This window comes from Streptococcus sp. 10F2, from assembly GCF_054331515.2.
In genome coordinates, this window is sequence record NZ_JBTGGE020000039.1 from 1 (window position 1) to 18,080 (window position 18,080).

The window sequence follows — 18,080 nt, forward strand, 5'->3', positions numbered from 1 at the left end:
TCCAGAATTAAATCCTATTGAAAAAAGCTGGGCTATTTTAAAAAAATCAGTTACAGAATTACTTCGTAAAATGGACTCTATAACTGATGCAATAACATACTATTTAAAAACTAAATGACTATAATGACGTAATTCTAAGCTGTTTTCTATTTTTAAAACTTTTTACCCAGTCTCCTAATTTTTCAAGTATCCCGATTGGAAAGTTCCTTAAGTGTCAGTCTTCTGTTCAAAGTCTGACATCATAAAAAGGCCGAGACTGAAAACTCGACCTCTTTATTCTTATTCCTTCTCCACTCTTGTAAAGCGATGGCTTTTACCGATTAAGCGGACTTTTTTATCAATATTACCAGTACCAGCTCGGATAAATTGGTCTTCGGTAACATCATGATACTGATGAATCAGACCACTGACATATTCAACTTCCATAATGCCATTCTCCCAGCCCATGGATTTGACCATTCGAGTCCCTTTAGCAGGATGCCGTTCCATTCACACACCATCCGCTTAAAGGATATTATCAAAGCTATCATAGACATCTTGTGGCCAGACACTGGATTGCACTTCTCCAATATGTTTTTTCCGCAAGAGGAACATCGCTAGACGAGATTGACCAATACCACCACCAATCGACAGCGGGAAGAAGCCACGAAGCAGGGTTTTATGCCAGTCAAATTCTAATCGATCTTCATCGCCCGTAATCGCCACCTGACGCTTGAGAGCATCTTCATCTACCCGGATTCCCATGGAAGAAAGCTCAAAGGCGGAACCTAATTGGTCATTCCAAACCAAAATATCCCCATTCAAGCCCTTATAGCCATTCTCCGTTTCAGTTGTCCAATCGTCATAGTCCGGTGCACGACCATCATGCGGCTGTCCGTCGGCCAGCACGCCCCCAATCCCAATCAGAAAGACTGCCCCATGCTCCTTGGCAATAGCGTTTTCTCTTTCCTTTGGGCTTAAGTCGGGATAAAGATTAACCAACTCCTCTGTGTGCACAAAGGTAATCTGTTTTGGCAAAATGGCTTCGATATCGTACCTAGCCTCTACGGCCAATTCTGTTAGACGAATAGCCTTATAAATTTTTTCGACAGTGTCCTTTAGATACGCTAAATTCCGTTGTCCATCTGGAATGACTTTCTCCCAATCCCACTGGTCTACATAAACCGAGTGAGTTGGATCTAAGGAATCCTCATCCGGACGTAGGGCCTTCATATGAACAAAAAGACCTTCCCCCTCATTAAATCCAAAACGAGCCAGCGTATGACGTTTCCACTTAGCCAAAGAATGAACAACCTCATAGGTTGCTTCTGGAATCAATTTCACATGCACTTCTACCGGATGCTCAATACCAGACAAATTATCTTGCATACCATCCCCAACACGAGATAAAATTGGACCTTGTACTTCGACAATCTCCAATTTATCTTGCAGATATTGAGTAAAGGTATTTTTAACAAAAGAAATCTCTTCTTGCTGATGAATAAAATCTTTTTTCATAGCCTCTCCTTATTTGTGAGTGTCTAAGTCTATCGTAAACTTAGCTATATGATACACTAAAATTAGAAAATTACAAGGAGGTACTATGTCCATTTTTCAAAAAAGCGTGAAAGTCATTTTGGTCATCTGGCTAGCCATCCAATTAGCGACTTTTTTTGGCCTTCAATATCCTTCATCAGCTGGAATTATCGGCCTACTCAGTCTTTTAGACACACGACGCTCAACCCTTATTACAGCCAAACGTCGGATTTTGAGTATGACCTCAGCCATACTCGCAGCGATTATCTGCTTTAGTTTATTTGGTCTGAATATCTGGGCCTTTGTCCTTAGTATGAGTATCTATATCCCTATGGCCTACAAATACGAGTGGGACATCGGCTTGTCTGTCTCCACTGTCGGCGTATTCCATTTACTGGATGCAGGCAGTTTAACAGTCCCTGTTATTCTAAATGAAATCGGCCTTTTCGTAATCGGAGTTGGCTTGGCTCTCTTAGCCAATATTTATATGCCTTCTTACCAAAAAGATATCATCGCAGCCAAAGATCGCGTAGAACTCCTATTCAAAGGTATTCTTCTGCGTTTCCACCATATCCTATCAACCGGTGAAAGTAGCGATGAAATCTATCGCATCCGACAACTGGAGCGTGAAATTCAAGCTGGCCTAGAACTAGTCTACCGTGATCAATCCAACCAACTCTTCCAACGAACGGATTACGAAGTGCATTACTTTGAGATGCGACTCGAACAAAGTCATTACCTCCAACAAATGGTCGAAGACATCAACCACTGCCACTTCTCTGCCGAAGAAAGCCTCATTCTAGCTCAGCTATTCAAGGATACCGCTCAACAATTGGAAGATAAATCAACTCCGATTCATTTAATCCATCGCATTGACCACTACCTCCAAGTCTTCCGCGAGCGCCCTCTTCCAAAAAGCCGCGAAGAATTTGAATCACGCTCCATGCTCCTACAAATCTTCCGCGACCTTGAACGCCTCATCCAATTAAAAGTTCACTTCTATGAACGCTATCCACATGACCAACTAACAGACGAATAACCACAACTATAAGTTTCCTTTAAGAAAAGAAAGGTATACTCTATTTACAGTTGAGGAAGACCTCAACGACTCCTAAAACTTTTCTTTTTCATAATAATCTCCTATAAGAGCCTCAGAACTACTGGGGCTCTTTACTTTGACCAGAATATTTGTCAGCCTAATTCAAGAGAAACTTAGAAGAATAGTTTCATTATTTTTTTTAATATTTGACTAAAAGTATATACCAGTATATAATAAAACAACAAAGTATATACCAGTATATAGGAGACGACATGACCCCATTCACGACCATATTTGGTAAATCACCTAAGATTTTCTTAAATCGAAATCAGGAATTTGAGAACCTATTAAAAAACCTCGATAACCCTTACTCCGATGCGCAATCTACTATCGTTACAGGAGTTCGAGGTTCAGGAAAAACCACCTTTATCACAAAGTTAGAAAATGAACTACCAGAGCACTGGATTCCCGTAACACTGATTAATACCCCCTCCATTGTATCTGAGTTAATTGCAGAATTAAGCCATAAGGTTAGTAGGGAGATTACTCTAAGTAATTCTATACAGATTAAAAATTTTAATATATTGGGTCTGACCATTGAAAATGTACAAGCTCAAAAGACCACAAATCAGCAACAGCTGATTGAACTACTAACCATTTGTCAAAAAGCCAATCGCAAAGTTATTATTTTAATCGATGAAATTTCTAGTTCTAACGGTATTAGGGAGTTATATTCACTGTTTCAGCTCCTTATCCGCAAAGACCTTCCTATTAGTATTGTTTCAACAGGTCTTCCAGAAGATATTAATGAAGTCATTACCGATAAAATTTTAACTTTTCTACTACGTTCAAATATGATTGTACTTTCTCCTCTTACCATCGATGATATTGAAGAGGCTTACCTTAAACATCTATCACTTGATCGTTCTGCTGCTGGTTATGCAGCAGAGAGAACCAGAGGGTATGCCTATGCTTTTCAATTGTTAGGTCAATTAATGTATGAGAAAGAATGTACAACCATTGATGATATCAAAGATATTATTCCAGATTTTCGATATTTACTAGGAAAGAATGCCTATCGACTAATCAAACAACGACTATCAGAGAATGATGAAATCTTCTTGAGAGTTATTAAATCAGAGACGAAAATAGCCGGTATAATTGAAGAAACCAAATGGGATAAAAACCTTGTTAATACGTATAAATATAGACTTATCGATAAAGGACTTATTTTTCAGCCACAACGTGGATATGTTGATTTAATTTTACCAGAATTTGATAGTTATCTTGAAAACTTCTAAAACGATACTAATAGAATAATGATTCTTTACATTCTGAAGGCCTCTAGGACTTTTCACACTATTTCATCCCTATAAATACAAAACCTCCCATCAGCTAATAGTAAAAAACTGATGGGAGGTTTTAGCCCTTCACATTTTAAAAAGGAAAAAGGATTATTTCAGCCTTTCCTGCATTTTCTCAACAAAAAGATAGGCTGCTGGGCATATGAGGGTATTTTGAATGGTTAAATGATTGATTTGATAAATCTTTTTACGGTCTGTGTGGGGAAACTCCCGACAAGCTTTAGGTCGAACATCATAAATCGAACAAAGATTGTCATCTCCGATAAAAGGACAGGGCATGGATTGAAAGACCTTATCTCCATCCTCATCCACGCGCAGAAAAGCTTCTTCAAAGGCGGATAATTTCATGCGAAAGGTCTTCGAAATGCGCGTGATATCCGCCTCTGTCAACAAGGGACCTAGATGACGGCAACAATTAGCACATTGAATACAATCAATTTCCTCAAACACTTCTGCGTGAATTTCCTGACTGAGTTTATCGAGATTTTTAGGAGGCTTCTTCTTCAATCCCGAAAGAAACTTCCGATGCTCTTTTTGCTTCTGCAAAGCCAACTGATGATACCGTTCTAAATCCATTTTTCTTTTCCTTATTCCAACATTTATCAAAATTATAGCATACCTAGGAATCCTCTAACAGCCAATCAATGAGCGACTTTTTCTGAATCCCATCATAATTGGCTTCTGGCTGTATCTGATCCAGTGTCAAAAGATATTTAGGGTGCTGGTCAGCGATGGCTTGCAACGGACGAAGTTCTCGCTCTAGTGTTTCAGGAGCCAGCGTTGACAGACTCACCTGAAAATATTGATAAGCCCCTGTTTCTGTCACAACAATAAAATCCACCTCATATTTACCAATATTTCCTACATATACTTTGGAAAAACGCCGTCTTAATTCCAAATAAACAATCGTTTCAATCATATGTCCCAAATCTTCTTGATGATCTGGTAACAGCAATTGGCGAAAACCGAGATCAACACAGTAAAATTTTTCTAGTCTTTGCAAAAGGGTTCGCCCTTTTACATCGAAACGAGGCACAGCGTAGAACAATAGGGAATCCAGCAAGGCATCCAGGTAGCCTTCCAAGGTGGTATTGGAAACCTTTACCCCTTGACTAATCAAGGTATTCCGAATTTTATTCGTAGAAATTGGACTCCCCATACTACTAAGGAGCGTCCGTGCCAAACGCTCTAACAAATCTGGACTAGCTGCACCTGCCCTGGGCAAAACATCATTCAACAAGATCGTTGAATATAGCCCTTGCAAATATTCAATACGCTCTCGATAACTCTCTGTTTGTAACAAATAAGGAAAGGCACTAAACAAATAGGCATTAAATAATTGGCTTGGCGATAAACTGTCCTCCTCTCGCCCAGCTACATATTCTGAGAAGGATAAGGGAAGAACTTCTAACTGAACATACCGTCCCGTTAAATTTGTTGCCAAATCACTACTCATGAAATAGGCATTGGAACCTGTCAGATACAGATCAACATTGGGCTTTATAAACAAACTGTCGGCAACCAATTCAAACTGATCCACATGTTGGATTTCATCTAAAAAAATATAATAGGTCTCCTGAGTTTGGAGTTGCTCCTCTAAATACCTATTTAAAGCCCGAAAGTCTCTCAACTCATAGTAACGAAGATCTTCAAAATTAATCACTAAAATCTGATTTTCTGCCACTCCAGACTGAATCAGTTCTTGCCGAAAAAGCTGAAACAATACAGACTTACCTGCTCGTCTGACTCCGCTGATAACCTTGATAACCTGCCGATTCCGATGCCTGTTTAAAAAAGCCACATACTCCGGTCTATTTATCCATTTCATTGAATCACCTCTCTAACAGTATAACAAAAACGACCATTATTTCCAATCAACTGGAAATAATGGTCGTTTTTGATAGATATTTCCAATCAACTGGAAATAATCTTGTTTTGAAAATTTGAAGAGACAAAGAAACGACAGACTAACCATCATCTAAAAAGACCATATTACACAACAGAACACATCAAATCTACAATCTTTACTACACTGAATTTGATACGTTTTCATGTTTCTGAACATTTGAACTTGAACGCACTGCGCTCTTCTTCGTTTTTCTTCGTTTTTCTTCGTTTTTACTTCATTTTAACTTATAGTATTGACTACGATCTCTCGTACTTGTTCCATACCAAGCCAAAATGTCTCTGTCACGTAAACTTTTTAGTAATTTTGAAGAATAGGATATACTGCGCCCCAGTAATTCAGAGGCTTTCCTTGTCGTCATTTGTTCATTCTTATTGTACATGTATTGAAGTAATATTTTTTCATCTACACTTAGAATACTGTAATCTTTGATTTTTACTTCCAAAGCATCTTTGATACGCAAGGTTCGACTAGTAATACTATTTTCCAAGGTCAAAACCACCTTATTCCCAGGCACTGAATATATAGGCTCATGGAGAAAAGCAGAGTCCATCTCAGAGTAAATACGTTTAACCCCTTCATTCATTTCACGAACCCAACCAAATTCCGTTAGAGTTCTGGCAATTCGAGGATTTCTTGAAAAACGCTCATGCTTGATATTTTCAACAGTTACAATGTTTGGTAACTTTCCTGGACTATGGATTTCCAAGCGGTCATCAAACATCAATACACGAATATGATCCCCGTAAACAGAATAATCACGGTGAGTCACCGCATTGACAAGACCTTCAAACCAAGCAAATTCAGGATATTCAGGTAAGATTTGAAATTGACCATTATCATCTAAATATTGAAATTCTCGAAGCTGGGTGCGAATAAAATCGCGAGCTTTGACAATCAAGGTCGGTAGCGCATCATCAAAAGTTACTTCTTTAATAACATTAAAGCTACTACCTGTACCCATGTCTGTCCCATCAAACCTCTGGAAGCGAACTCGGGCTTGAGGGAAGAAACCTGATGGGTATTTTCCAAAGAGTAAAATTGCTGCCTTCGTTAATTTACCATTCACGAGAAAACGCCGAGCTTTAAGAATTTCTTCTATGGAACGCTCTGAAATATCAAAACAATTTTTGAAATCCTGCACTAAGCGAGTATCAATATCTTCTAGAGTTGCATCAGGAACTACTTCATCTTCGAAAAAACGTTGACCTTTATCATAGGCAAGATGTGTACGTTGTTCATAACTTAATTTAACTGATTCATTACCTTGACGGAGATACACTTCATCGCTTGGGGCAGCAATCACACGATTCGATGATAACTCAACTGAGATGACCAAGATTAAGTCTTCCTCACCCTTGTGATTTACTACAGGAATTTCTTCAAAAGATAAATCTAGAGGTGTCTCACGCATCTCACGGTCAATCTTTTTAAAATCTTCAACAGGATAAGCTTTACCATCTTTAAAACCTGTAATGATATTACTCTTGTTTTCATCCTCAATCCCAATAACTAGTTGCCCACCATCCGCATTCGCAAAAGCTATCAAATGCTTGAGTAATTCCTGCGGTTTCTTACGAGCTGACTTTCGATCCAAGTATTGATTTTCTGATGAGCATTGGTAGTATGACAATTCTTTATTCATCATGTTCTCCTGAGAATTAATAAGCTTAGTATAACACAAACACCTTCAGTAAATCCTTAGCGAATATAATCCTACAAACATTCAAAATTACACACTAACAAAAAGAACCCCCACAAACGTGAGAGTTCTGTCTCCTCCAACAAACAATTAACGTTTTGAGAATTGTGAAGCTTTACGTGCTTTCTTAAGATATCGTTTGACAAAGTCTCTTTTTATATATGTTCAGAAACCTTCAACAGAGCCTCTCTTTCATTCTCTCAAATTGAAAAAATTCAACTAATTTGAATGATACACTTTGAATCAGGGAAATTTTTTCCTTCCATTATCTTAGTAAGTATATAAATCAATAATCACAAATTAAACTTTGTAACTCTTCGTTCGAAGTCACTTTATAAAGTTTATCACCCAATTTAGTGTTTTTGAATTCTTTAAACTCTTGTTCACGTAATCCTAAATGAGTTGTTATGACATTATCCCAATAAATATTTTGTTTCTTCGGAGTGGGATCCACCACATTTCCATAACTATCAAATATTTCCTTCAATCTAAAGACAACGTACTTTTCTACCGATATATCCTCCATAAAATATCTATCAATTTGTGCCGCAAAGTTTCTCAAACTCGTCATCATTGATAACGTCTCTTTAAATGTAGGAATTTTATTATTATCATAGTGTTTTATGAATTCATCAATATTTAAAGCTTTATACGATTTTTCAATATCTTGAGCGTATCTTCTTAAATTTGTTTTTATCTCTTGATCGAATTTTTCACTAGTACCATGAACTAAATCATTTCTCCAAAAGATTGCAGATTTTACAAGAAAATATTCCTTTGATTTCAATTCTGGGAAGTTTACAACAAGTAATTCCAACTTTTTATATATTGATTTTTTCGTTCCACGGTTATCTATTTCATCAAAAAAAGGTAGTTTCTCTGGAATTAGTTGCTTAAGTTCTTTTAAAAAGAAGTCATCGAAGTAGCTTTCAAATGTTGATACGCAATATGTGAGTGAGGCTTTTTGAATAAACAACTTAGATTCACTTTTACTATTTTCAATGTCTTTAGGACCCCAAGTTGTACTTAACTCCTCGGGTTTATCATCTTTTGATTTAATTAAACCAATCCCAATATAAGAAGTGATAAAGAATTGATTTTCTCTTCCGTGCCTTTTTAAATATCTTCGATAAGTCTTTGAGTCTGTTTTCATTTTTCCACCATAGGTACTTCTGGATTTGAACCAAAACCTCAGGACATAAGGGATTTATATATTAAATCAATTAAAACCCACGTGCTACCATTACACCAAATACCTTAATGTATTAATTGTACCATAAATATTGGACTTATACTAAATATATTTGGAGCTTCTTTCTGAAAAAACCAAATTTCAAGTTCAAGTTAGCCACCCAGTAGAAATTCCTTCGGCGACTTGTAGTCCAAATATTTCTTAGGGTAGTTATTTATCCAATTTTCAATGAAGGCGACTTCTTCAGGAGGCGTTCTCTTTGTTCCTTTTGGTAGCCATCTTCGTATGAGTCGGTTGTGATTTTCATTTATACCTCTTTAATCAAGAACGACGTTCGCATGATGATTAGCTGCTTAACCTATAATCTTTCTTTATTTGTGAAGCATCTAACTAGTGAATCTGTGAATAATTTGACGATGAAATGTTTTCGGAAACTGTTTGTGAATATATCCGGAAAATGTGTCAAAAGTGCTAGAAAGAAGATTCTAAAACTATCTAACTTATATTGTCAGAAAGATAAGTTTCAAACTCTCTTTGAACGAATTTCGAGATTAAATTTCTCACTCCCCATTCTCTATAAAGCAAAAAAGGCTGATCCACCTTTGTTAGGAGATTAGAAAACCATGAAATCAAATAATATACATTTTTAAAATTATAGGTTTGCACCAAGGGGTCAATATACTCTTTTTACGATAATAAGGCCACTAAATATTTTTTTATCTATAGAAAAGTTTTGGCGTAAGTCAAAACCACCCGTGATACATGAGATGAGTTTTGGTATAGGAATTCTCTTCGAGAAACCGCTTACTCGATTTTTCCTCGTATAAAGATTTTATTTTTAGACGCTAAAATCGTTTGAGCGTCTGCTTTCTTTGGATGTTCTGGACGAGGTCTTGTTTTTCTCCAACCATTACGTTTCAATAGCTGGTAAAAACCATCTTTGGTGGTTTTATGACCTAATTTATCTTGATAAGCTTTATACAGGCGTTCAACTGTTACGAACTCACCATTTATAGCAGAATTCAACTCTTCACTTAAAAAAGCTTGTTCTTCCTCAACTGTCATATAAGAGTTACGACGACCACCTCTAGCATCAGAGGTAAGAGCTGCTAGCCCCTCTTTTTGATATTTTTTCGTCACTCTCCAAACGGTATCATGTGAGATATCAAGCATCTCCATAATGGATTTGTAGGGAGTATTGATGGCTCTAAGATATACCGCTTGGATACGTTTGTGGTAAGTTACTAAGTTTTTATCTTTTAGAGCTGCTTTGAGCTCTTTAATCATTTCATTTGTAAATTTCATATCTCTATTATAATTCAGATTTTGACTTTAGTTAAGCATTAGGTATTTACACAGATTTGTTTAAGGTATAAATAATTTAGGTTCAAGATATTTTTTCAAACTAACTTTCTATCCATTCCTTAGTAAAACTTACTTTTAAAAATCACCAACATTTTTAATATAATTAATTTAGTGAATCTCTATATTGTCGAACATCACCTAACAATCTTTCTGGCCTGTAGTCATCTTTGATAATCATTGATGCTGTTGATTTTTCCATCTGAAATATTTTTAAAAATTCATCGTCACTGATTTTTTTATCAAAACCAATTTTATAGCTAGGGGCATCTCTATAATCACTATCAATATGATACGGAGGATGTTCGAAAACCCTGTCCCTATCAAATTGTCCCTCTGCATCTAAAGAGTGTTCCAAATCAATATCATAACGTAAATATGAGGAATCGTAGAACAATAGCTCTGAGACTAACTTACTTAATTTTTCTTCATCAAGTAACTTAAACCCCATAGTCTGTTCAGAAAAACTATCTTTTATTGACTCAATTTTTAGAGTTTGATCCAAAAAAGACTGTCTTTCAAATGATAAAAACATACTATATTTAAAATATTCAATTAAGAATATAAGTTCATCTAATGATATTAACACTCCCGGATTTAGCCTCGATTCTAAGACTCTAGTTTCAAATTGATAATTAGGGATAAAGGGCATATAAAATGAAGTGATTTTATTTTCCGAATGCACAACTATTCTTGATATCTTTTTGTAGAAGGAAAAACTAAAAAGTTCCTTGTTTCCTGCTACACCTTCTTTCTCATCCAAAAAATACTTATAAAGAATTAAACAAAAATATATTAACTCATTCTTTTTTCGAAAAATCAAGCTATTTACCCTTGCCCGAATCATATCATAATCAGATTTCACCTCAGTATAACTTAATGATTCATCAAAATTATTTAAAATAAATGTACTACTAATGGATGGAAGTATATCTTTTGTAACCTTTATATCTAAATATTCCATGATTCTATTAATTCCAGAGCAAGCACAACAATTCTTTTTATTGCTTCCTGATCCATCGTGCCTCTTTTTATTGCATTATTCTTCAAAACAATATCTAAGACATCATATTTTTTATCATCAGGTATATTTAAATCTTTAATACACTTCAATATCAAATCTTCTTGTGTTATAACTTCTTTACTATTCAAGCCGTATAATAAACCTTTATCAATTCTATCTCTCTCACTTGGTTTTTCAACAATAATTTTTGCTTCAAACTCAATTTCTTTTGACGCTTTAATTAAATTTTCTGTAAAATTTTCTTCTTTATAGGTATCAGGAGAAATAATTAAATAAGATGTTAAAAAAGAACGTGTTAAAGCCATATATAATGCATTGCGCTTCCTGATTTCAATATCAGTGTTTTGTGAATTTATTTTATTTAACCCCTGATTATCAATAACAATGACAAAAGGAAATTCCAAGCCTTTTACATTGTTGATATTAGTAATCGTTATTTCATTCTCATCATGAATTCTTTTTTCTTCTGGTACAAGAACATATTCCCACAAATATCTCTTCATGATCTTACCTCCTAGTCTACGCGCCTTAGCCCTTGTATTCTTCTGACTATAGTACGTATAAATTATTGCTATATCAGTTGCTTTTACACTCGGATTGTTATTAATTATAGAATCAATTACACTGAGAACAGCTTCTTGATTTTCCTCAAAATCCACAGTCTTTATAATTTCAACCGCCTTAACCTTTTTTAAGTCTAGACTCCCCTCAAAACGGTTAACTCTTTTTCGAGATATTAAAAATTGGTTATCTTTGATATTTTCAAGATGATATCCTGCCATTTTCCAATCTTTATCTTCCAACCATCTAACAACCGGTCGTTCTAATAATCCAAAACCTAAAACATGAGAGAATAATAGTGTTCTTGGATCAGTTCGGTATACTTTATTGAGAACATAGTCCGTTGTTTCATAACTAAGCATACTCTCATCTGAAAAAATGTTCTGTAAAATATCCCCAGCAACATAAACCCTTTTTTCCGTCACTATTTCACACAATTCTATAAATTCTTTATCAAAGTCTTGACTCTCATCAATAAATAGATAATCAAAAATTGGAGTTATTTTTTCTAAGGTATTTAAATGATTAATTGCATCTTGCCAAACCTCTGAATTCTTTCGATCATACGAAAATCTTTGAAATTCAATGCCATATTCTTGGCAGATTCTTGAATAAAGCCCAGAGTTTGGAAAACCTTCGCTCCCCCAACTATGTGCTACAAATAAGCGACGATAAGTAATCTGCTCTGACACTTTCATTGTATTGAAAAAGTCAATGATTCTTGTACTTAGACTTTCGGCAAGAACTTTATTAAAACAAGTAACACCTATTCTAGCATCAGTTTCTTCAACAAAAATTTTTCTAATCTTATGAAGAAGTAATTCAGTTTTTCCAGATCCAGCAAGTCCCTGTAAGGTTAAAGTTTTTTTTGTTTCATCCTCTTTATAAACGAATTTAGTCTGATTTAAATCAAATAGAACAATTTTATTTTTTACAGCATCAAGAGCAGGTAATTCTTCTTCTTTCAGAATATTTAAATCAAAATCCTTAAACTCTTGAATACTTCCCATAATTAATTGAGATAGAAACTTAATCTTTCTTGAGTCAATATTATTCAAATTAAAAAACGTATATTCATCTATCCCCCCATTATCAATCTTTACAAAATAAGATTCCCACTCCCTCTTCCTTTTTAATATATTAAAATACTGTGAATACTGAGCTGTTATTAATGCATTAATATCATCAATAAAATCTTCACAATAATACTTAAACTCCTCATCATAACTTCCATCAGGATTACAATCAATAAAAAAAATTTTTGATCCTTGAACAATCAATGTTACCCCAAATGCATAATATTCCTTCTCTTTTGAAACTAGCATTGGCTTTTGAAGTATATAAACAGTCTCTTCATAGTCGTCTGGAATAAATCTTTCAACATCCTCTAACATATGTTTGAATACTTCAGACTGTTCAACCTCTCTGCTCACATCAATAAAAATATTTTTTGGCATAAAATCAATCACCTTATTCCTTATTTAAACTAATACTCAATTTACTTAACACGTCTAGTCTAACATCAAATATCCTAGATATCTTTACTATATACTTAAAGCTAGTATTCCTAAGTCCCTCCTTTTCTTTTTAATTATAATTACTTCAGAAACATCCGCTCTTTTGCTAATTGAGATCCTGTAATACTTTTTACACGCCTTAGTTCATTAAAAAGTATTGAATTGCCCTTTTCAAAAAATTTTTCCGCTTCTCCACCCAAGCAATTAACTCTTGTCTGAAAACAGACTTACCTGCTTCAATTAGCTCTTCTAAATTTTTACGAAAGAAGGATCTCAATACCCTCTAACTTATTATTCATAATTTCTTCATCATTTCCAACTAAATAATCAACTGTTACATTTAAAATCTAAGAAACATTGACAAGATCTTCTTGTATTGGTTTCCAGTACCATATTTCCAAGAATCATGGAGTAATACTCAATTGTATAGATTTGACCATAAGTTCCCACCACTAAGTAACATTTCCAGACACTATAAATCATTTGCGTTTAAATCGGAACTGCTACATTTTACATGTTAGCTTCAACAAAAATTTTATCTCGCCAGCTTTGGTCAAAACTCCCTGCAAGTTCTTCATATGATTCATCAATTGCTTTTAGTAGTTGTTGTTCATCGATATTATGTTTCAGCATATGAAGCAGTTTTCTAGTCTCCAGAGGAAAAATTTTTACTAAATCTGCAATTCCATCTTTATACGATGACCTCAAAGGCACACTCGCAGCTGCTCGCCAAATATTTACAGTATTATCATCCAATTCATCAGCAATAAATAAAGTGATGACATTCTTATCAGAGTTATCTACAGTCAAATTTGTTGCGTGTCGTAATACTGGCTCCCATTCACCACGTTTTTGAGCTTGAGCATTCATCAAAGTAACTTCTAGCATTAATGTCAAGTTGTCATAATCAATGACAATATCACCAGCACCACCAGCTGCATGTGATAGTGGTCGCATTTCACCATCTAATGTTAAATTCAAACTCTTTGTAATAACAAAATCTTCTTTAGAAATATAGAACCATGCAATAGCAACAATATATTCAAAAATTGTCGGAACAGTTGCCAACTCCGATACTTCAGCTTTAATTTTTTCATCATCTCTTGTTGAAAATAGTGGTAAGAGTTCAATAATTTTTTCTCTAGGAAATGTTGTTGAGATAAACCTTCTAAATTTATCTTCTTTTTGTGTTAAAACAACACTTTCAATTTGTGAAGTGTTCTCAACTCCAAGAAGTTCTTTAATTTCCGACAATATAGTTGATTCATCTAAATTCAATATATCAGTTATTGTATTTTCTTGATAAAATAAGTAACTTAAATTTTCTTCATAATCAGCATAATTTTCAGTTCCTGAGAAATTCATAGAGCTAAATATTATTGAAAAAACTTCTGAATTAGTAGCATTGACTAGACCAGTATTAAACTCTAATAATCCCGATAAATTAAAAGTTCTTTTTGTCATATCTCGATATTCATGTACGATGTCAGCTTTTTTAGAGAGTACAAATTGATTGTAAATAAACGTATTATTTTCCGACAACAAATCATTGTCGGCGTTTTCTTCTAAAAAATCCTGGACATTTTTTGATTTCATGAACTTCGATTTAGCAAAAATAGCTTTCCCAAACCCAAACGCCTTAGTTAATTTATCATTAGAATTAAATCCAAGCAACGATTCTAAATTTTGAACAGTTTTTCTAGATTTAAAAGTCAACAATTTATTAACAAACTCAAAATATAATTCTTGCGTTTCTGAAGATTTTCTATTTACAAACAAAGCATCAAATTCTTCTCTATTTAACTCTTCTGTTGAAAAGAGTTTGTCAGCAGATACTTTACTTGTATTTTCTGGAAAGTTTCTATCTAAAAATTCCGAAAAAACTTCATTGTTGTCGTTAACACTTTGATAATCATTAATTATATCTTTTATCTTTTGATTATCAAATGACGGCTGGATTAAATGAATTAATGTTAGAAAATCCCATTGCGGAATATTTTGATATTTCAAGACCATTCCTAATGCAACTCGAAATGGATAAAAATAATTCACCTTGTTCGAATCATAAACACGTAGCTTTAACAGCTGACGAGTAAATAATAAATTATTTTCATCAATCCCTAATGAACGTTCAACATCATTTGCACTAAGTGTATTTCCATTTATCCAACTTTCAGCAACTTTTGAAAGTTTCCTTTTTGAATTTGTTAAACCAATTTTTACTAAGGCATTGGTTAAAGTTCTACCCCTTTTTGCAAAATCTTCGTTGGAATTCCTAGAAAATAAATCTGTTCCTCTCAAAATTTTTTCGTAAAATTCCGCTTGTGTAGTATTATCCCATTCATCAAATTCTAAATTTGTTTCTTGAAGATACAGCAACAAGATTTTGTAGTCATCAATTAGAGTTTTTCTTCTAAAACTCGTGTCTCCTACATTAAACGTTTCTGCGGTACTTGTAAGTTTCATTATATATACCTCTCATAATTTGTGACTAAAACCTCAACTGTTTCACTTTGCTTAGCCTTTGACTGGTAATTACTGTTATTATAATTATAGTCCAAGACGTATAAATTATATTTTGAAGCCCAAATTTTAAGAATTTCATTTTCTCTTCCTTTATGGATTATCACATTTGAAAGAGCAAACTTAATATTTCTTTCATTTGCTTTATCAAGATATTCATATAAATCTTTTTCATCTTTTTCAGACCAACCACCATTTTCGTTATATGCTGCCGTCGTAATAAGATACGGAGGATCTGCATATATAAAATCACCCTTATTAATAACCACATCACGGAAATCATTTGCAGAATATTCAATCGGTGAATTCTGTAGTACTTTTACAAACCTACGTAATTTTTCTTCCATCTTTTTGTTAAAGTCTCGTTTACCAACTGGAAGATTGTACTCACCTTTTGAATTAAAACGAATCTGGTTATTAAAACCGAATATAACTAACAAGTAAAACAACAATGGTGACGGTGAATTATTATAATCCTTTCTCAACTTCAAGAATTTTTCTTTATTGTAGCCACCTAAACCATTAACACTATTTGCAGAGTAAAAGGCATACCCATTTTTCTTTGTATTGGACATTCCATAATCTTTTATTGTCATTTCCACATGGGTAATGAACTCATCTACATCAACCGTTGAAATATACTTAAAAAAGTCAATTACATGATTTTCAACATCATTCATAAGATAACTCTCTGCTTGCCCACATTTTGCTAGGTTTACAGTAACACTACCTCCACCAGAAAATAGATCAATCAATCGTGTATAGCTTGAAGGAAAATAAGGTCTTAATTGTGGAAGTAATTTTTGTTTCCCCCCCGTATAATTCAATGGTGATTGAATTATTTCATCATCAACTGTACAAAGATACAGTAATTCTTTATGATCCTCTATATTCGATTTCCCAGTTGTAAATGTATTAAAATCAATTGAAAATACTTCAACTTGTCCACGTTTTTTTAATGTAGAAATAATTTCTTCATTTGAAATCTTAGCATTTGAGCGGGAATTTCCTTTTTTTGCCATATTATTGTATGAAACCAAAATATAACGAGCATCAATATTTTGAATTAAATCATCAAATGCTTGTGGTGCTCTAGATTTGGTATAGTCTGAAGATTTTTCAGAGCGATTAACTGCTTTCATAGTCACTCCCTCAACTTCTGGTTTTTTCCACTCCATAACATTTTCTAAAACATGGTAGGCACTTTCATAGCCACGAGAATTGTAGGGTGTATCAATATAAACTAGATCTGTTTTAATTTTTCTAACCAGCTGATTTGCATCTTCATTGTAAATCTCATTTCCAACATTTTCATTGAATTCGGGAACTCTTAAATAAATAGATTTAAAAGTATCCATTTTTTTCCGATAAGCATCAAAATGTCCTACTGTGTTAGCCACCTTATCCATAGCATATAGTAAAGAAGTCAATAGGAATGCTTTCTCTCGCTTGTTCAAATCATTGTAAGTTTCGATTTTTTCACGAATTGCATCAATTTTTTGTGCGTTTTCACTAGAAAAATATTTATTACCAAAATTTTTATCAACATAGCCACGTATGCCTTCAAGAGAATTTAGTTCTTCAATTTTAAGTTGAATTTTTTTTTCATCTACAGACATATTTCCGAACCATGTTTCATAAGAAATAGAGTTACTTGTAAGAATATCATTGACTATGACTTTTTTTCCTTGCTTGTTAAATAGATTGGCAACAACACCTGTTCCACCAAAAATATCTGCAACTGACTTAACATTCTTAGTGTATTCCGAAACAACATCATTAATAAAATCTAGCAATTTCTGCTTACTGCCTAAGTATCTTCTATTATTGATTTGAAGAGGAGTCGGTTCAGCTTTAAACAAATCTAGCTGTTCACTGTGAATTTGATTTAATTTTTTATCAATAATCTCCACTTGACTAAATGTCCAAGCATTCTGATGCCCTTTTTTTATGGTCGGTGCAGGAATTTCATTTTTCCTCACCCAATTATTTACAGTTTGTCGTGATACTCCATACTTGTCCATTAAATCTTTTGTTGTCATCATTTAGGCATCACCTCTCTCTTTACAGTTATAGCTATTTTAGCATAATCAACGCAATAAGTAACTATCAATCTCTAATATACATAAATCAACAAATACTTTCCTCTTCTGATCAGTTAGTCTTTTAGTAATCACTTTTATCATACTTTAACAACTTCAATTAATATGAATTTATTCAATCAAAAGTTTTACAACTCTTTCTTTAGTGATATAGTCATTTAGTTTTTAAATAGTATGTTATTGCATCAGTTATAGAGTCCATTTTACGAAGTAATTCTGTAACTGATTTTTTTAAAATAGCCCAGCTTTTTTCAATAGGATTTAATTCTGGAG

At 33.9% G+C, this 18,080-nt stretch carries 14 protein-coding genes and 1 pseudogene; 3 read left to right on the top strand and 12 right to left on the bottom strand.

What is annotated here, in order from left to right; all coding sequences use genetic code 11:
* Positions 1 to 279: 279 nt before the first annotated feature.
* Both ACXM1Q_RS06940 and asnA read right to left on the bottom strand, forming a co-directional pair.
* Entirely contained in the window at positions 280 to 489 is a 210-nt protein-coding gene (locus tag ACXM1Q_RS06940) for a hypothetical protein (protein ID WP_458517438.1), read from the bottom strand.
* Between the two features lie 15 nt (positions 490 to 504).
* Positions 505 to 1,497 carry an aspartate--ammonia ligase gene (gene asnA, locus ACXM1Q_RS06945; RefSeq protein ID WP_458517439.1) on the bottom strand — a complete coding sequence of 331 codons (993 nt, stop codon included), beginning with the start codon at positions 1,495 to 1,497 and terminating at the stop codon, positions 505 to 507.
* Positions 1,498 to 1,582: 85 nt separating this feature from the next.
* On the opposite strand from asnA, the gene ACXM1Q_RS06950 reads away from it, so the two are divergent.
* The gene (locus ACXM1Q_RS06950; protein WP_458517440.1) at positions 1,583 to 2,554 is read left to right on the top strand and encodes an aromatic acid exporter family protein; all 972 of its coding nucleotides are present in this window, start codon (positions 1,583 to 1,585) and stop codon (positions 2,552 to 2,554) included.
* Between the two features lie 272 nt (positions 2,555 to 2,826).
* Positions 2,827 to 3,855, top strand: a complete 1,029-nt coding sequence (locus ACXM1Q_RS06955; RefSeq protein ID WP_458517441.1) for an AAA family ATPase — start codon at positions 2,827 to 2,829, stop codon at positions 3,853 to 3,855.
* Between the two features lie 153 nt (positions 3,856 to 4,008).
* On the opposite strand, the gene ACXM1Q_RS06960 is transcribed toward ACXM1Q_RS06955, so the two are convergent.
* The 5 genes and pseudogenes from ACXM1Q_RS06960 to ACXM1Q_RS06980 form a co-directional block, all read right to left on the bottom strand.
* The gene (locus tag ACXM1Q_RS06960; protein ID WP_458517442.1) at positions 4,009 to 4,494 is read right to left on the bottom strand and encodes a YkgJ family cysteine cluster protein; all 486 of its coding nucleotides are present in this window, start codon (positions 4,492 to 4,494) and stop codon (positions 4,009 to 4,011) included.
* A 43-nt stretch (positions 4,495 to 4,537) separates the two neighbouring features.
* Positions 4,538 to 5,746, bottom strand: coding sequence for an ATP-binding protein (locus ACXM1Q_RS06965; RefSeq protein WP_458517443.1), 1,209 nt, complete (start codon positions 5,744 to 5,746; stop codon positions 4,538 to 4,540).
* Between the two features lie 295 nt (positions 5,747 to 6,041).
* The gene (locus ACXM1Q_RS06970) at positions 6,042 to 7,469 is read right to left on the bottom strand and encodes an ATP-binding protein (RefSeq protein ID WP_458517444.1); all 1,428 of its coding nucleotides are present in this window, start codon (positions 7,467 to 7,469) and stop codon (positions 6,042 to 6,044) included.
* Between the two features lie 343 nt (positions 7,470 to 7,812).
* Entirely contained in the window at positions 7,813 to 8,679 is an 867-nt protein-coding gene (locus tag ACXM1Q_RS06975) for a hypothetical protein (RefSeq protein ID WP_458517445.1), read from the bottom strand.
* A 191-nt stretch (positions 8,680 to 8,870) separates the two neighbouring features.
* A pseudogene (locus ACXM1Q_RS06980) lies at positions 8,871 to 9,035 on the bottom strand (IS30 family transposase); the annotation flags it as partial.
* Positions 9,036 to 9,059: 24 nt separating this feature from the next.
* Here ACXM1Q_RS06980 and ACXM1Q_RS06985 point away from each other — a divergent pair.
* Positions 9,060 to 9,335 (top strand): hypothetical protein, encoded by a 276-nt coding sequence (locus tag ACXM1Q_RS06985; protein WP_458517451.1) that lies wholly within the window; start codon positions 9,060 to 9,062, stop codon positions 9,333 to 9,335.
* 187 nt (positions 9,336 to 9,522) lie between these two features.
* On the opposite strand, the gene ACXM1Q_RS06990 is transcribed toward ACXM1Q_RS06985, so the two are convergent.
* The 5 genes from ACXM1Q_RS06990 to ACXM1Q_RS07010 form a co-directional block, all read right to left on the bottom strand.
* Entirely contained in the window at positions 9,523 to 10,023 is a 501-nt protein-coding gene (locus ACXM1Q_RS06990) for a winged helix-turn-helix domain-containing protein (protein WP_458517446.1), read from the bottom strand.
* A gap of 163 nt (positions 10,024 to 10,186) precedes the next feature.
* The gene (locus ACXM1Q_RS06995; protein ID WP_458517447.1) at positions 10,187 to 11,044 is read right to left on the bottom strand and encodes a hypothetical protein; all 858 of its coding nucleotides are present in this window, start codon (positions 11,042 to 11,044) and stop codon (positions 10,187 to 10,189) included.
* Positions 11,032 to 13,122 (bottom strand): AAA family ATPase, encoded by a 2,091-nt coding sequence (locus ACXM1Q_RS07000; RefSeq protein WP_458517448.1) that lies wholly within the window; start codon positions 13,120 to 13,122, stop codon positions 11,032 to 11,034. The genes ACXM1Q_RS06995 and ACXM1Q_RS07000 overlap by 13 nt, the downstream gene beginning before the upstream one ends.
* A 570-nt stretch (positions 13,123 to 13,692) precedes the next feature.
* Positions 13,693 to 15,648, bottom strand: coding sequence for an AlwI family type II restriction endonuclease (locus tag ACXM1Q_RS07005; protein WP_458517449.1), 1,956 nt, complete (start codon positions 15,646 to 15,648; stop codon positions 13,693 to 13,695).
* Positions 15,648 to 17,750, bottom strand: coding sequence for a Dam family site-specific DNA-(adenine-N6)-methyltransferase (locus ACXM1Q_RS07010; protein WP_458517450.1), 2,103 nt, complete (start codon positions 17,748 to 17,750; stop codon positions 15,648 to 15,650). Before ACXM1Q_RS07010 ends, ACXM1Q_RS07005 begins: the two co-directional genes overlap by 1 nt.
* Between the last annotated feature and the right edge of the window lie 330 nt (positions 17,751 to 18,080).

Excerpts from the sequence above, each read along its gene's own strand:
- ACXM1Q_RS06950 (WP_458517440.1), top strand. The coding sequence starts at position 1,583 with ATGTCCATTTTTCAAAAAAGCGTGAAAGTCATTTTGGTCATCTGGCTA.
- ACXM1Q_RS06960 (WP_458517442.1), bottom strand. The coding sequence starts at position 4,494 with ATGGATTTAGAACGGTATCATCAGTTGGCTTTGCAGAAGCAAAAAGAG.
- ACXM1Q_RS06975 (WP_458517445.1), bottom strand. The coding sequence starts at position 8,679 with ATGAAAACAGACTCAAAGACTTATCGAAGATATTTAAAAAGGCACGGA.
- asnA (WP_458517439.1), bottom strand. The coding sequence starts at position 1,497 with ATGAAAAAAGATTTTATTCATCAGCAAGAAGAGATTTCTTTTGTTAAA.
- ACXM1Q_RS06965 (WP_458517443.1), bottom strand. The coding sequence starts at position 5,746 with ATGAAATGGATAAATAGACCGGAGTATGTGGCTTTTTTAAACAGGCAT.
- ACXM1Q_RS06940 (WP_458517438.1), bottom strand. The coding sequence starts at position 489 with ATGGAACGGCATCCTGCTAAAGGGACTCGAATGGTCAAATCCATGGGC.
- ACXM1Q_RS07000 (WP_458517448.1), bottom strand. The coding sequence starts at position 13,122 with ATGCCAAAAAATATTTTTATTGATGTGAGCAGAGAGGTTGAACAGTCT.
- ACXM1Q_RS06990 (WP_458517446.1), bottom strand. The coding sequence starts at position 10,023 with ATGAAATTTACAAATGAAATGATTAAAGAGCTCAAAGCAGCTCTAAAA.
- ACXM1Q_RS06955 (WP_458517441.1), top strand. The coding sequence starts at position 2,827 with ATGACCCCATTCACGACCATATTTGGTAAATCACCTAAGATTTTCTTA.
- ACXM1Q_RS06970 (WP_458517444.1), bottom strand. The coding sequence starts at position 7,469 with ATGAATAAAGAATTGTCATACTACCAATGCTCATCAGAAAATCAATAC.
- ACXM1Q_RS07010 (WP_458517450.1), bottom strand. The coding sequence starts at position 17,750 with ATGATGACAACAAAAGATTTAATGGACAAGTATGGAGTATCACGACAA.
- ACXM1Q_RS06985 (WP_458517451.1), top strand. The coding sequence starts at position 9,060 with ATGATTAGCTGCTTAACCTATAATCTTTCTTTATTTGTGAAGCATCTA.
- ACXM1Q_RS07005 (WP_458517449.1), bottom strand. The coding sequence starts at position 15,648 with ATGAAACTTACAAGTACCGCAGAAACGTTTAATGTAGGAGACACGAGT.
- ACXM1Q_RS06995 (WP_458517447.1), bottom strand. The coding sequence starts at position 11,044 with ATGGAATATTTAGATATAAAGGTTACAAAAGATATACTTCCATCCATT.